This is a genomic window from Leptospira biflexa serovar Patoc strain 'Patoc 1 (Paris)' (assembly GCF_000017685.1).
Lineage (GTDB): Bacteria > Spirochaetota > Leptospiria > Leptospirales > Leptospiraceae > Leptospira_A > Leptospira_A biflexa.
The window spans coordinates 1,019,236-1,034,143 of record NC_010602.1 but is presented as its reverse complement, the minus strand read 5'-3'; the positions used below and the strand labels follow the sequence as shown (position 1 = coordinate 1,034,143).

The 14,908-nt window shown below is 37.0% G+C and carries 12 protein-coding genes; 4 read left to right on the top strand and 8 right to left on the bottom strand.

Annotation, left to right across the window (positions count from 1 at the left end; translation table 11 throughout):
* Positions 1-13: 13 nt before the first annotated feature.
* From LEPBI_RS04885 to LEPBI_RS04850, 8 genes are read right to left on the bottom strand one after another with little or no spacing between them, the layout of a single operon-like run.
* A complete protein-coding gene (locus tag LEPBI_RS04885) occupies positions 14-2,659 on the bottom strand; it encodes an efflux RND transporter permease subunit (RefSeq protein ID WP_226992884.1) in 2,646 nt (881 codons plus the stop codon).
* Between the two features lie 27 nt (positions 2,660-2,686).
* Positions 2,687-5,659, bottom strand: coding sequence for an efflux RND transporter permease subunit (locus LEPBI_RS04880; protein ID WP_012387999.1), 2,973 nt, complete (start codon positions 5,657-5,659; stop codon positions 2,687-2,689).
* Entirely contained in the window at positions 5,656-7,053 is a 1,398-nt protein-coding gene (locus tag LEPBI_RS04875; RefSeq protein ID WP_012387998.1) for an efflux RND transporter periplasmic adaptor subunit, read from the bottom strand. Before LEPBI_RS04875 ends, LEPBI_RS04880 begins: the two co-directional genes overlap by 4 nt.
* Positions 7,050-7,664, bottom strand: a complete 615-nt coding sequence (locus LEPBI_RS04870; RefSeq protein WP_012387997.1) for a hypothetical protein — start codon at positions 7,662-7,664, stop codon at positions 7,050-7,052. Before LEPBI_RS04870 ends, LEPBI_RS04875 begins: the two co-directional genes overlap by 4 nt.
* Positions 7,664-8,188, bottom strand: coding sequence for a hypothetical protein (locus LEPBI_RS04865; protein WP_012387996.1), 525 nt, complete (start codon positions 8,186-8,188; stop codon positions 7,664-7,666). The genes LEPBI_RS04870 and LEPBI_RS04865 overlap by 1 nt, the downstream gene beginning before the upstream one ends.
* A complete protein-coding gene (locus tag LEPBI_RS04860; protein WP_012387995.1) occupies positions 8,185-8,703 on the bottom strand; it encodes a hypothetical protein in 519 nt (172 codons plus the stop codon). The genes LEPBI_RS04865 and LEPBI_RS04860 overlap by 4 nt, the downstream gene beginning before the upstream one ends.
* Complete coding sequence (locus tag LEPBI_RS04855) at positions 8,700-10,064, bottom strand: Ig-like domain-containing domain (RefSeq protein WP_012387994.1); 1,365 nt, start codon at positions 10,062-10,064, stop codon at positions 8,700-8,702. Before LEPBI_RS04855 ends, LEPBI_RS04860 begins: the two co-directional genes overlap by 4 nt.
* 1 nt (position 10,065) lies before the next feature.
* On the bottom strand, positions 10,066-11,604 hold the full coding sequence (locus tag LEPBI_RS04850; RefSeq protein ID WP_012476182.1) for a TolC family protein: 1,539 nt from the start codon (positions 11,602-11,604) through the stop codon (positions 10,066-10,068).
* 121 nt (positions 11,605-11,725) lie between these two features.
* Between LEPBI_RS04850 and LEPBI_RS04845 the strand changes: the two genes are divergently transcribed.
* The 4 genes from LEPBI_RS04845 to LEPBI_RS04830 are packed head-to-tail and all read left to right on the top strand — an operon-like array spanning position 11,726 to position 14,837.
* Positions 11,726-12,448, top strand: coding sequence for a FecR family protein (locus LEPBI_RS04845; protein WP_012476181.1), 723 nt, complete (start codon positions 11,726-11,728; stop codon positions 12,446-12,448).
* A 2-nt stretch (positions 12,449-12,450) separates the two neighbouring features.
* Entirely contained in the window at positions 12,451-13,368 is a 918-nt protein-coding gene (locus tag LEPBI_RS04840; RefSeq protein ID WP_012387991.1) for a DUF4384 domain-containing protein, read from the top strand.
* A gap of 41 nt (positions 13,369-13,409) precedes the next feature.
* Positions 13,410-13,613, top strand: coding sequence for a hypothetical protein (locus LEPBI_RS04835; RefSeq protein ID WP_012387990.1), 204 nt, complete (start codon positions 13,410-13,412; stop codon positions 13,611-13,613).
* Positions 13,614-13,616: 3 nt separating this feature from the next.
* Positions 13,617-14,837 carry an LIC_12337 family protein gene (locus tag LEPBI_RS04830; protein WP_012387989.1) on the top strand — a complete coding sequence of 407 codons (1,221 nt, stop codon included), beginning with the start codon at positions 13,617-13,619 and terminating at the stop codon, positions 14,835-14,837.
* The last annotated feature ends 71 nt before the right edge of the window (positions 14,838-14,908 follow it).

Genomic DNA, 14,908 nt, shown 5'->3' with positions numbered 1-14,908 from the left:
GGTAAAAAAAAGATTAACTGGTTTGAATATTTTTTAGATAATGAAGGCTTTTTTGATAAAAATATCCAAAGGCAAAGATCAAAAACATTGATTCAAACAGGTAAACCCCACCATTCCAAGGATACACATAGGAAAGAAATAATGATCCAATGATAAAGGTATTTGAATGAGCCAAACATTGATTTTTCTTTCGAATTGTGAAACTAAAAAATAGATAAACTAAGATTACCATACCCAATTGAAGATAGTCTCTTGTAAAAAGAATCGATTGGAATTTCCATATAAAAGTGATCGTGATTACAAAAGATACATACTCTTTGTAATATTGTTTCCGAAAGAACAAAACGGATACGAGGATAACAAAAAACACCAATCTAAAGTGTGGTTCTCCTGATTTCGTTTCAGTACGTTCTGCATACTCTGTCTCATCGTTTTTTAGAAAATTTCGAATCCCATCCTCAATTGTTTCCCATGGGAGCGATTCTCCTTTGATCAAAATTTCCATACTTGTCTCAGTATTTTTATGATAGATCCTCCCAAAATTTTTAATGGAAGAAAAATTTCGAAAAGAATCGAGAAATACCAAACTCCCGTTTCTTGTTGGTACGGGTTGTTTCCGAAACTCCTCTTTTGAAATTGTTTTATTGAGCATAAGTTTCACATCGACTATTTTCTCTTCCAAAGGCATTTTCGCAACGACGGTTGGATTCAATTGAAAACTTGACTCTTTGATGGTTGGATCGACATCTGCTTTCATTTTAACACGATGAGTTGAATTCGATTGAAACTTTAATCCTTCACTCGCTTTTTGAAATCCTAAAACAACTTCCTTAATCTCCTTCCTACTTTTCAGCCAAGGTAATAACTTCAAAATAGAAACTTCCAATGCAATCGGATCCTGATTTGTAAAACGAAGTGTGTTAGTGTCTTGGACTGCTTTACCTTTTACAAAATGGAAATACCCCATTTCCGTTGGCAAAGTAGAAAATAGTTGAGGGTTTGTCAATTCAGCCAGTTTTAAATAAAACTCGGAACGAAAATTTTTTTGAGTCACAACAAGTAATTTGGTCCAATGTTGGCTTAAAATTGCTTCTTCCACCTGCCTTGTGACTCGATTGATTTCAGATTCCGAAGTATAGGTAGGAAATTCGAGTCGAGCATGTTGGATACTACTTTGATTGGATGTGATGGGAAACGAAACCCAAAGGCCCTCCACTGAATAAAAAAATGAAAACAAAAGGACAAGACCAGAGATCATAAAGAAAGCGCCAGGATTTGAAATTGGTTTCGGATTTAAAATTCGATTCAGAAATGAAATTTGGAACGTAGATAAGTTTAAGGTGAGAACACATTTTCGTTTCAAAAATACCAGAATCAAATTCCGACAGAAAGGATACACTGCAAGACTATTGAAAAAAATAAAAATCAAAACAAAGATAGAGATGGGAATCCACTCTAGCCATACCAAAACAGAAAATAATAAAACAAAGCCCCCAATCTGTTTCTTATGGTATAAAACACGTTGAAAACGTACAAAAGGAAAAAATAATTTCAGAACAAACAAAAATACGAAACCAGAATCACCGATGGGAATTTGAAACAAGTGAAGGAAAAAAAATACGACAATGAGAAATAGAAGAAAACTAAAACTGAAAACGAAAGCTTCGAGCCATTTCCGTTTGTACAAACCTAGGTATATCATTAAGTAAGATTCGATCAATAGATAAAAGAAAACCAATTCAACAGTGTTTGTGAATAATTCCTCTTGGGAGGAAAAAACAATTTCCCAATCTGGAAAACTTTTTAGTATCCCAACTAACTTCAATTCTAATAACAATTGTCTAAATCCGCTGTCGGTATGGATGAGGATGGATTCGAAACTTTTCCCATTCACTCTTGTATTTTTTTTTGCATCAACTTGCTCCACTTCCACTCTAGCAATTTGTCCGAGTGAAACTTTTCCGAAATTTCCAAATTGAATTTGGATTTTCCCCCACTCCATTGGTTTGATAGGGTAGTCCGTAACAAAATACTCCTCACGACTTGTATCCATTCTCACACCTTCAAAATGACGACGTATGGACTGGTAAATTTGAACCATTGTTGGTTGTGATGATTGTAATAAGGATAGATGGTCCACTTTGATTTGTATTTCCCTCTCAAATTCGGGTTGGTATACAAATTTCGTCACATAATCAATGTCTTTGATCCTTTGTTCCAAATCAGAAAGGGATGAAGTCCGATCAGACTTTACCTTTTTCAGAAGAATGAAATGAAATTCTTTATCTTTATCATAAACAAATCGGGGAAAATGAATGTCTCGAGGAAACTTGTTTTGATTTAGAATGTACACATTTCGAACTGATTGGAGTAATTCTTCTTTGGGAAATTCTGGACTCAACGTTAAGTAGAGTGCTAAATTTCCATGATCAGAAATCGATTTTAATTCCAAATAACCGTCAACAGATTTAAGGATCATTTCCCATGGTTTGGTTACATTTTCTTCGATTTGTCTGGCTGTTTTGCTGGGCCAATTCTGAGTGATGACTAAAGTTTCAACATCTTCCATAACCTTAGCATCGCCTAACTTGATTTCTCTGATTTTTAGAATTGAAATTAAAACAATCAATCCAAATACCATAAACAACTGGTATTTCATTCTCTTAACAAAGGGAAAACTCATACATTACACACGGGCATTCAAATACTTTGAGAATACAATTGGATAAATCTTGAATACAAAATAGGCGGAAACTAGAATTCCAATACAAATTGTCACTGCGATGGCTCGAACAAACTCCGAACCTGGGAATGAAATCATTACAACAGGGAGCAATCCAAAAAAAGTGCTACCTGCATTTAGAATCACAGGTTTTTTCATCCAATTAAATATGTGATTGATTCTATCAGAAATATTATGAAGTTTCTTAGTCTCTTCCCATCTCTCGCCAAACAAAGAAATACTATCCAATGAAAGTCCAATCAAAACAACAAGACCCATGTAATGGCCGAAATGAATTTGTGAAACAAATAAAAACAAAAAAGAGATAACGACAAACGAATACAATATGCTCATCATTAGATAGACTGCTGGTCGAAAAAAAGACTCAAAGATTCCAACCAATGTTAAATAGATAAATAAAAATGAACATACAAGTAAAATCATAAGTATTAGAAAAAATGAAATCATCTCTTTCTTTTCGGATCGGATAACATAATGAAATCCATTCTGATGCAGTTGAGTGAGTTGAGATTTTATATCCCAATCCCCTATCCATTCCAAATAAAACCTACCTGATTCTCTTCTAAACTCCGAATAACTTTGTTTTTCTTCCATTTGAAATAAGGTATCAGGAAAAATTGATTCTTTTGAAGCTGATTTGAAGTTTGGAAGTAGGTTCGAAGTTTGATTGGACTGCAACCGATTCATGTTTTTGAATTCAAAATATAAAGGCATTGGGTTTTGAATACCCACCATACCAATGTAATTTGGAACATTTGTTAGTGACACTCTCAGCTTCAAATCATCCAAATCGGGTGATAGTTCAGAGTTTAAAAAAGGAATGGATTTCCAGGTTTTCAACGTAATAGGACTTGGTAAAAAAGCAAATCTTCCCTCTGCCATTCGTTCGGACAACGATTGGAATTCCTTCTCCCAATGGATTAAATTTTCCAGATCGTCATGAGAGACCACAACGGAATCATACGGAACAAATGGTAACGATAAAAACAATTCTGAGGGAAGATCCATCCATTGTAAATTCCAACGAGTGGGATCAATGGATTCCGAAAGATCTAATTCAATGTTTGAATTCCCATCACTAAACCATTTGATGAGGAAAGGAATGGCGTATTGGTGAGGAATGGATCCTCCATCCGAAAGGATAGGTAAAATCAAAACATCCAGGTTATGATCAAGTTTTTTGAATTTATTTCGTATTTCTTGGATAAAAAAACGCTCTTCATTCATACCAAGTCTCACTTTCGGTGTGAATTGAACCATTTTGCCTATTGAATTTGGTTTTGGAAAAATTTGAAATTTTTTGGAATCCCATCCGATGGAATGGAAAATATAAATACCGAACAAGAGAAAGAATATGAATGATCCTTTTTTACTCATCTTCCACTTTGTATTACCATTCCAAATGAATAATGTAGGAGACTCACTTGCACTTTTATTTGATACTTTTGCGGCAAATGTAAAAACAAACAAAGGAACAACTGTAACGGATGTTAGCAAGGATGAAAATACCAAAAGTACAATACTAAGCCCAATGTCATAAAAAAAATCCTGCCATTCGTGAACATAAAACAACAAAGGAAAGATCACAACCATGGTCGTGAATCCTGATGAAAACAAAGATATGATCACATGGCGAATTCCATGCGAAACCGCAACCAACTTATCTTTCTGATCTTTCCAACTCGATTGTATGGAATAATAAATTAAATTATTGGCATCAAACAACATACCGATCCCAACAGAAATCCCACTCAAACTTAATAGATTAATGGATAAGGAAAAAAAAACTAAAAAATGAAAAAAGTAAACAAGTGAAAAAATAACTGAGACAAACAAACAAATCACAGGTAACCATTCTTTATAAGAAAGATAAGAAAAAACCAATGCAGAAAATAGACTGATAATCAAAAAGAAAACGAATTGATTGATTTGAGATTTTAATTCTCTTGAGGAATCATAAAATACTTTGGGGTGGAGAGATGATTGATTTTCCTTTAAAATATGCAGGATTTGATTCGAAATTTTTAGAGGATCTTTTGTTGGATCCACTAACACTCCAAAATAAACTGTCCCTTCTCCATTGGTTCCAATGATTTGATCAGAAGGCAATGTTGCCAAGGAAACATCTGCTATATCTTCGATCGGAATCCATTTCCCATCTCCTAGATGGATCGGAAATTTTTGAAGTTCTGCCAAAGACTTAATTTCCGAATCAAATTTAATTTCTACATCTTGGTTTACTTCCAAAAGTTTTCCAAGGGATCCAGTTTGTAATCCCGCTGTGATTTGATATTCGAGGTCCCTTACTTTCAATGGGAGTAAATTGAGTTTCGATTCATTGAACGAAACAAGGAGAGAAGGTTTAAGATCTCCGATTTGAATTACTTCTATCACACCCGAAATTCTTTCAATTTTGTATCGCAACTGATCGATAGAAGCAGAAATTTGAGACTTGTTTCGAATCAAATTTGGATTCACTGTAAATTCAAAAAAGGGATTTCGAAATTCACTCCCTACCATCACTTTAGGGACCCCAACTCCATTTGGTAACTCATCTCTAATTTCAGATAACAACTGGTACAGTTCCTCTTTAAATTCCAAAATGGGAGCTCCCAATTGTAATTCAATTTCGATAGTGGATTTTCCGTGAACTGAATTGGTCTTCAATCCTTTAACAGAATTAACAGATGAGATCCTATTTGACATCGGTAAACTTAATGTAAGATCAACATCTTCTGCCGAATGATTTGGAAATGGAGTGGTGACAAAATATTTGAGTGGAGTGAGATTCGGTAATAATTGAACCTTCAATCGATCCAATCGGAAAAATACTGCCATAAAAATAAATATCAATCCGACCCAACACAAACGATTGTGACTGAGATAAAACCGAACTATTGGATCAATAAGATTCATTTTACGTTAACTTGAAACAAATCCTCAGAGTTTAGTCCACTCATCACTTCCATATCTTTTTCATTATAAGATTTGCATTGTATAAAACGTTTTTGAATCGTTTCTCCTTTTTTTAGAAAAAGAAAAAATCCTGATACTCCATCACCAAACACTGAATCTTTTGGAACTAACAACAAATCTTTGGAAGTGTCGGTATCCACTTTCGCAACTCCAAACATTCCAGTCATAAGAGAATGTTGGTTTTTGAATAATTTGACCTTGACTCCGATTCCATGAGTTCTGGATTCTAAATAACCACTGACTGTATCTATTTTGCCGAATGCGACAGGCATACCATCTAGACTCGGTTTGAATTCTACTCTTTTCCCCGGTTGGATTAACTTTAAATCCGACTCACCTATTTGAAACAAAATCGAAAGATCACCATTTTCGATCAAACTCAATAGAGTTAGGTGATTGGATATTTCCCCTTCTTTTAAATGAACTTTCAGTATCGTCCCGGCTTTGGGAGCGAATAGTTTTGATTCCGAAATCATTTGTTTGTTAAATTTTATTTGGTTTTCTAGGATTTTTGTATTTGTGAGACTCAATTCATATTCGGTTCTTTCAATGATGGTGTTCTGTTCTTTCCAAAGTTTCAGTTTCGTAGGCAAGTTTGGTTCTTCTAAATCAAAATTTAAATTCAAGACTGATAATAAACTATCTCGATCACGTTTTATATTTTTGTAAATTGCATGTTTATTTTCTTCATCAAACTTCCATTTGTCTAGTTCTGATAAAGATATGTATCCTTGTTTCCATAAAATTTCTTTTTTCTCCTTGATATCCTTAGCCATTTCCCACTCGGATTCTGCTATCTCCAACATTTCGGTTTTTTTATCGATCTCACGGACTTTAACTTCGATTAGTTTTTCTGCCTGTTTCCATTTCTGAAAACTGATCACTTGGTTTGCCTTTGTGACTTCAAGCGAAATCGACAATTTTTCACCTTCCAATCGTAGTAGTTCATCATCCAACTCGACTAATAGTTGCCCTTTTTTGACTGATTGCCCTTCTGTGACATGGATTTTTTGAATCCTACCGGATTGTTTACTTTGTAATTGTAATTCCTTGGTCGCTTCGACTGTTGCTGGAAATTCCATCGAAACCAAAACTTGTTTTAAAATTGGTTTTGAAAAGATTGGTTTTTCTTTTTGGTTTCCAATTGCATATACATTTTGGTCGTTCTCGATCCAAAAATTTTGATACAATACGTATGAAAGAGATCGGAATCGATTACGTATGCTTTCATTGGAAAACATTGTAAAAAGATACGAGAGAGTCACATATATAAGCAAAATGATACCAAGAGCTTTACTTTTTGATTTCAGATAGGATAAGAATTTTTTTTTCATATTCTTACCAGACAAATGATACAAATCGACCAAAGAATCGGAATCAAATAACCAATCCCTTTTGAGAGGGAGGAGGGATGATTCGAATCCATTCGAATCATTTGATTGAATAAATTCACATTTCCTTTGACAAAATAAATATAAAGTCCAAACCAAAAACACAAAATTAAAATTATGTACACTTCGGAATCATGGAAATAACCTAGGCATAAATTCCCAATATATAACAAAGATAGAATGTAAAAGAAGAGTTGGAATTGTTTTCGAATCAGCGGCAGAAGAAGAAATTTCATTCGAATGTTTTTTAATTTTAAAAAAACAATCAAGACGCCAGCCGAAACCAATACAAATAAAAACGATACAACATAAACTGGGATGATTTGAAACGGGTAAAGTTGCCAAAAATAGACAACTCCATTCCGTGCCATCAATTCCGACTCTAAATTTGTATTCATCACCGACATCTGATCCCAAAAAAAGAAACAATGGGTAAAATAAATCAGCGTGTACAATGAAAGATAAAACCAATCTTTGGTTCTGAATTCTTTCCACAAATGATAACCAATTGAAATCGATTCCATAAACTTTGTTTGTTCGAATTGTATTTTCATTACCTTAGTTCCAACTCCTGATCCATTCTATGAATCAAGGTTTGGAACTGTTTTAACTGGGCCAAAAATATTTTTTTTTGGTTGGGTTTTAATTTTGGGCCATTCCATTGTAAATACAACAAACAAGCCTCAGGTGATATGGGAAGTAATTCTAAAAGAGCATTTTCTTCTGCCAAATTGACTACTCTTTTGTCTTTTGAAAGTAGAATGGCTTTAAAATAATAGAAGATCAATTCTTTGGGTTTTGCTTCCAAAAGATCCCATTCATGGAAAAATTCCCGCCATTCACTCAAATAAAATAAAGACTTAAAGTATAATTTGGTCTCTTCAGTGGTAAGCTCTCTTTCTTTTTTGCGATCCATCAAAATCGCTTGGACGACTGTCAAATGACCAGACTGGTATGCATTTTTTACAATTTGGTATTCTTTTGGGTCATCTATTTCCGCTTTATGGCAACTCAAAACAAAACAAATTCCAAAAAGACAAATTACATTCCATAATTCCGATTGGGTTATTTTCATCATAATGATTCCTTGGATTGTAAAAACGGAAGCGGAGAGTTTGGAATCCAATCCCAATCAAATCGTTCTGATTGCCTAAGTTTTAACTCTGTCCAAGTCAAACGCACCATGATCCCTTCCCTTTTTGTTGTTTGTGGGAAACGTAAAAATACTACGTATGGGATATCCAAACCTTCGGCGATCCCATACCAGTAGGATAATCTCGAATCATTTTTACCATCGTTAGGTGATAGATTGGATTGTAGCCGGCCTAGATGGTCATTGGATTCGGGATATTTTTTGAATTCATGGATTTCATCTCTTATAATGACATAGTATCCAAAACGTTCTAATTCTTCTGTGATCTGATGTATGATTTCTTTTTCCAATAGATATTGGTCTGCATAAAAGGAGGAAACCGTGGGCACCAAAAGAATCTTTTTCCCATCGGGGATTGGATATTTTTGATAACCCACCGTTTCGCGAAAGAGGGAGCAGGAAACAAAAAAAAGGAAAACAAGAAGGAGGTTAAATTTCATTTAGCCTCCATTTGGATCACAAAAGGAGAGGCCATACGTTTTCCAGTGACAGAACGGACCTCTGCATCAAGTCGGAATTCATAATACGGATAAAAATTAGGGGCGAGTATAGAAGATGCTAAATTAAAATCGCCTCCAGTGGTATTGTTCCCAAAAACTGAACCATTACAACTGGCTTCACTTTCAGCAAAGGAATACGTGATCTCTCGGCACCCATACGGAAAAGTGTTTTGGCAGTGCCCCCATTCCCATGTCGCCAAACGGATATTACTTGTTGGTGGTGAAATTTTTGTCAATCGACTCGACGAAATCACAGAAATTGGATCCACATATTGGTCAAAAAAGAGTTTAAAATTATCGGTTGAGACATCTGCACAAGCGTTTGGACTTCCACTCTCACCAGAACCATTGTCCCCACCTCGAAATTTGTAGTCATGTGGACTTAAGATAGCAAGACCTCTACTCCAAAAGCAGGAAATAGAATCCCATCTAGCACCTGTCATAGATCCAAGTTCTTGGATCCCTAAACCACAGTTTTGGGAAGCTAATCCAAATCCAATCACCTCTGGTGGCCTTGGCCCTTCCCCTATAAAAAAATCTAAGGAAACGGGGTTTTGTATTTTTGAACCATCCAGGGCAGAAATTCCAGAAGATAGAATCAATTGGTAACGCGTTTGGCTTTCTAAAAATTCATCGAATCGGATTTGGACTTGGTTTGGATCCGTCCACTCTAAATGGAAAGATCCATATGGCTCTAAACGTAATCCTAACTGTACTTCCCTTTGGTCCATTGGTTTTGAGAAACGTATTGTCATCGGAGAAGGCTCAGGATTCCCTAAACATGCCGAATCCACTTCACCCAAAATTCGATCCGCTATCTGTCCACCTGACAAACATTCTTCGGTGTTCCCAATGGAGATCAAAAAGGATTCTATATATGGGGGCGGGAGTGTTGGACCAAGTTTGACAGAAAAGGGAATGGAATAAACTCGGTCTAAGTCTTTTCCTTTTTTATTTTCACATTGTTTGGACAACCGGATCATATATCCGATAGGAGATAACTCTTCATTGGGAAAAAATTTTAAGGAAAGGTCTGTGGTTTCAAAGTTACCTCTCGTATTCGGTTCCAATGAAAACGCAGAAACACAAGATTGGATTTCCATGGGTTGGCTCCAAAGAATGGAAATTTCTGTTTTGGGTGAGACATGGTCACTCCCCGAACTGGGAGTAAACGAAATCACTTTGGGGGAGTCTTCATTCACAAATAAACTCAACCAATCTTGCGACGTTCCCATTTTAGAATGGCAATGCAAAAGAAAATAAATCCCAACAATACAAATTGTCCATGGTGCGGATTTCATTTCATTCCTCCAAAAAGAAAGGGGTTAATTTTTGTTTCTTTGGTCCTCTGGGTTGTAAATTTTCTTTTGGGGTCAGTTCTTTCCAATCGAAGAGGAGTTCTGTGAACATACTTTTGTATTTGGAATGATGTACTTGGTAGTATCGATTTCGAAAAGGATCCTCTCCCAAAAGGATCACCAATTCGAAAGCAGTTGAAATATAATTAAAATAATGTTCGATACTTTTCTCTAAGGCGATAAAAACTTCTTCTTCCACTCTCAAATATTCAAGGTCTGAAATGAGATTTAGTTTTTTTTCCTCTCGTTTCTGTTTGAGAGAATGGAATGCAGACTGAACATAATCCAAATACAATGAGTATTTTGAATATTCTTCCCTTAATCTCACTTCAATGGATTTAGAAGTATTTCTCAGGAAAAGTTCCGTTTGTTCTTTTTCGGAATGGATTTGGAATTGCGACAATTGAGAATCGAAACGTTTTTTATCACGACCCACTTCATCAAAAAGTCCAATCGATCCACTTTGGAATGCATTTTCACCAGGGCCTACAGCCTGTGGGCCATAACCAGGAATCCTCTGGATTCCATTCCCTTCCGATTGGAAACCGTTTTGTGTATTGGATACAAAACTAGATCCACCTAAGTTTGCCTGGAAACCTAAACTCACACCATAAATTTCATTTTGTAAAGGGAATCCATTATTACCATTCCTTCCAAAATAACCACCTAATACGAGTTTTGGTTTCCAATCGTTTTTTAAGGACTCTTCTTCCAAATTACTGAGTTCGATTTGTAATCGATTTTTTTTCCGAACGGGATGGTTTTCATCCACTTCAATGGGTGCGTTTGTTGGTTCAAAAATTTGAATTCGTTCCGTGATTCCCGGCTCCAAAACCAAACTTTCATTGGGAGCAAGGAACATCGATTGTTTGAGTTCCAAGAGAGAAGATTCCTTCGCCGCTTGTGTGTGGAAACGTTTGGCCAGAAACTCCACTTCCCATTGTTTTTGGGATTTGAATTCATTGGGAGAGAGTAAATTGGTTTGGATTTCTAAGTCTGATTTCTTTTTTTCCAGCTGGTATCGTTCCAATCTTAAGTCATAGATTGAATCAATGAGGATCCGTTTGTTTAAATTCAAATAAGCAAGCGAAATGTTTTGGATGATTTTTTCTCGTAAGATCTTTTTTTCTTCTGATTGGATGAGTTGTTTGATTTCTATTTTTTGTTTGTCCCTTTCGATTTCTCCTCCATCATACAATAACTGTTGGATTTGTAATCGGACATCCCGGTATTCCTGATCCAATTGTTCTTGGTTCCTTGAGAAAATTCCAAAATAATGAACTCCTAATTTAGGTAGGTATTGTTTCCACTTTTCACTGAGTAATATTGGGAATAATCCTGACTTTGTTTTTTCCAATTTCAGTTGGGCGTTTCGTTCGAGGCCCACCCAAAGGCAATCCTCCCAAAGGAATAATTCACTTGCAGACAAGGAACATATTCCAAAATAACAAAGGAAGAACCAAACCCAGGAGAGTCGCCACATATCAAGAGATAGGTGGTCAGAAATGATATTGGTTCTAAATTTTTAGATTTGTAGGGATTTTTTTGATTTTTTTTTCTGTTTTTTGGCTTGTAAGTGAACGCTCGTGCCTTATAAAAGTGGCATGATCCGTTTGATTCCTTTCTTTTTGTTTATCTTTACCGCCACGACTGTATTTGCTGATGAAGTGGGAGTGGTTAGTTTCATCCAAGGAAACAATTACATTTCTGGACCTCGTTTTAAAAAAGCAAAAGAACCAGTGAGATTAGGGAGTGTCCTAAAAAAAGGCGACACCATCACTTCCGAAGATGGAACTTGCGAAATCCAATTGGCAACACAAGCCACCATCCGGCTCTCAAAATTTTCTTCCATCCGCATCGACGACTTACTCAATCCTAAAACCAAGTCCACCACTCTCAACTTAGTTGGTGGAAAATTATTTGTGAAAGCACACAAACCACCAGGTGGTGGTCCAAGCGACACTGAACTCAGTGTAGTCAATCCTAGTTTTGTGGCAGGGGTTCGGGGAACCGAATTCCTTGTGGCAACACCAAACCAAGGTGGAGAGGACGAAGAATTGAAAGATGTGGAAACCGGTGTTTATGTCAACGAAGGGACCGTCGCGGTTAGCCCTGACAAAAAAGGCAAACAAACCTTAGTTGGTGAAAATGAAGAGGTTGTCGTTTCTGGCAAACAACTGAAAAAACAAATCTTAGATGAATTTGTAAAAGAAAAAATGCATATCTTTGAGCAGTTCAAAGCCATCAAAGAAGAAAACTACCAACGCATCAAAGAACAGTATGAAAAAAATGATCAAATCATGAACGACTACAAAGGCCAAGGTTAATCATGAAACGTTTTTTGGTAATTTTTTCTGTAGCCAGTCTGTCTGTCTTTTCTGCGGATCGAATTGGCACAACTCCGGTGTACAAAATCGCAGTGGAAGCCTACCCTTCCACGGAAGAAAGTAGAGCCTTACGTGATTTTATCAAAGAACAAATCCAATCCACAAGTCGTGGCCAAGTGACTGCCACGTTTCCAGATTCGGAAATCAGGACTTGGGAGTTTGACAAACGTGGTGATGCCACAATCGAAACAAAAGCCAATCTCCAATCGCTCACACAAGTTGATAAATTGGTTTTGGTTTCTACAGAAGATGGACAGGCGCTGATTTCCTTTGTGGATGTGTTACACGAAACATTGGAATACCGAAACGCCCTACCGGAATCGCTTTCCAAAACACTGGTTTCTGATTTTTTAAGTTACTTAGACAAAAAAAATATCTACCTTGCCCTCTCCCATACGGGTGCAAGTTCTTCTTCCCAGGTCAAAATCAATTCTCTCAAATCCACCTATGTGGCTGGAGAACCGATTCGTTTTGAAATCGAAACCACTGAAGACAATTATGTTTATGTTGTCCTCGTCCCAGAGAACCAAAAAGGGGAACCAGTCCTGCTTTTCCCAAACCAAATGCAAAATGATAATTTTGTAAAAAAAGGGGAACGGGTGACCATCCCGGACAAACGTATCTCGTTAAAGGCTTCCCCAAGCCCATCCAAAGATCGGATCCGTGCCTTTGTGACAAGGGATGAATGGAAAGAATACCAACTCCGTGGGAAAAAGGAAGATTCCTTTTACCGACTGTTGCCTCCAGCTGTGACTGGCACAAAAACCTTAGCACGTTCCCTAACGCCTCCTCCGACTTTGACCTCTCCCATCGAAGAGAGTTTAGTCACTGAGTGGGAGTACGAAATCCTTTCCCGTTAATTTTCTTGCAAAAACTCCTCATACCTTTTGTTATATAAGGTATGAGAGCCAACCTTTCCAAACTCCTCACCATTTTTCTCTTCGGTTCCTTGGTATCCTGTTCCTTATTTGAAAAAGATGATAACAAAGATAAGGATGTCTTGAATGCACTGTTACTCTCGGTTTGGGGTTACAACCAAGCCGCTGGTTGTTCGGGACCCAAATCAGGATTTACCATTTGTATCCCGAAAGGGATTGCGGAGTAGACCATGAAAAAGATCCTTCTTCTCATTTTATTTTTGAGTGTAAGCATTCAATTTTCCGACTTCCACAACCAAACAAGAAAATCCGCCCAAACAATCTTAAAAGAGATGTTGAGTGAATCCATCCAGATTGGATTCGGAACAGAAAAACTTTGGTCCGCAACCAGTGCCGATAACTGGGGTTTTGTGAGACAATCGGCCACTTGGGCGAGAGGAAACTCAGGCATCATCGATAGTTTGATCCTCGCGATTAAAAATGCAGGATACTTCAACAATCCAAGTGAAGCTAGAAGTGACGTCCTTACCAATATCAATCTGAGTGGATTTGGTTCCGCAACACTAACGATTAAAATCAATACACCAACGAATAATATTGCTTCCACAGCTTACACTGGTACCAAAAATTTTAATCATTTTTTTGAGATCAAAAAAACAGGAGCTTCCACTCCTTCCTTACAATTGTTTTTTGATGATCCAAACTCCACTCTTGGAAATGATGGAGCCCTTGTTTACTATAGGCTCGTTGATTTTGGAAACCCTCAATTTGCAAACGTAGGTGATGTGATCACAGAAAGTTATACGGGTAATGAATCTGTGTATGGAACCAAGTTCCAAACCTACACTTGGCGCAACGGACCAGAAAATGCTTCATGGATCAGTAAACATGGACGTGTGGTTTTAACCGAGGTGGACTCAGGAAGACAACTTTGTTTTCGATCTGTGGTTCGTTTGAGTTTTACAAAATTAAAAGAAATCAATCCCGCGGGAGCAGCAACATTAGACCAATTGAAAACTTTATGCCATAATGCACAAGGTTCCTCTGGCGATAATATCTATTATGTACTCGCCTATATGCAAAAGTTTGATTCCCCTTTCCTAACAACAGCGAAGGCGACGTTCACCACGGCAGCGACAAAAGCCGAGACCATCTGCAGCTTACCTGCTGCGAGTTTTGCCGGTGCCAAACTATCGTATGGAATCTTTAATATCAATGGGTATGTGACAGACCAACTCAATGCAGACCAAGTCCCAGCGGATTACCCAAGCCCAACAGTCGGTGGGACTGATTTTATGTCAGTCGATGAAGCCTTCAACAGAACCTACGTGGCACTCAATGACTCCATAGCAGGCCAGCCAACACTCGGCACGGTCAAACAATACGAAGAAACATCGAAGGTTTACTTTGATGCGTTTGACGGTTCCGCACAGAATCTCTCGTTTAAATGATACTTCTGAATATGACTCAAGGGAAAAAATGAAACGTTTCCCTTGGGTTTTGGAATCCAAACGATTGTGAT

Coding starts and splice junctions, on each gene's coding strand:
- LEPBI_RS04885 (WP_226992884.1), bottom strand. CDS start 2,659: ATGAAATACCAGTTGTTTATGGTATTTGGATTGATTGTTTTAATTTCA.
- LEPBI_RS04880 (WP_012387999.1), bottom strand. CDS start 5,659: ATGAATCTTATTGATCCAATAGTTCGGTTTTATCTCAGTCACAATCGT.
- LEPBI_RS04855 (WP_012387994.1), bottom strand. CDS start 10,064: ATGAAATCCGCACCATGGACAATTTGTATTGTTGGGATTTATTTTCTT.
- LEPBI_RS04850 (WP_012476182.1), bottom strand. CDS start 11,604: ATGTGGCGACTCTCCTGGGTTTGGTTCTTCCTTTGTTATTTTGGAATA.
- LEPBI_RS04845 (WP_012476181.1), top strand. CDS start 11,726: ATGATCCGTTTGATTCCTTTCTTTTTGTTTATCTTTACCGCCACGACT.
- LEPBI_RS04860 (WP_012387995.1), bottom strand. CDS start 8,703: ATGAAATTTAACCTCCTTCTTGTTTTCCTTTTTTTTGTTTCCTGCTCC.
- LEPBI_RS04870 (WP_012387997.1), bottom strand. CDS start 7,664: ATGAAAATACAATTCGAACAAACAAAGTTTATGGAATCGATTTCAATT.
- LEPBI_RS04835 (WP_012387990.1), top strand. CDS start 13,410: ATGAGAGCCAACCTTTCCAAACTCCTCACCATTTTTCTCTTCGGTTCC.
- LEPBI_RS04830 (WP_012387989.1), top strand. CDS start 13,617: ATGAAAAAGATCCTTCTTCTCATTTTATTTTTGAGTGTAAGCATTCAA.
- LEPBI_RS04875 (WP_012387998.1), bottom strand. CDS start 7,053: ATGAAAAAAAAATTCTTATCCTATCTGAAATCAAAAAGTAAAGCTCTT.
- LEPBI_RS04865 (WP_012387996.1), bottom strand. CDS start 8,188: ATGATGAAAATAACCCAATCGGAATTATGGAATGTAATTTGTCTTTTT.
- LEPBI_RS04840 (WP_012387991.1), top strand. CDS start 12,451: ATGAAACGTTTTTTGGTAATTTTTTCTGTAGCCAGTCTGTCTGTCTTT.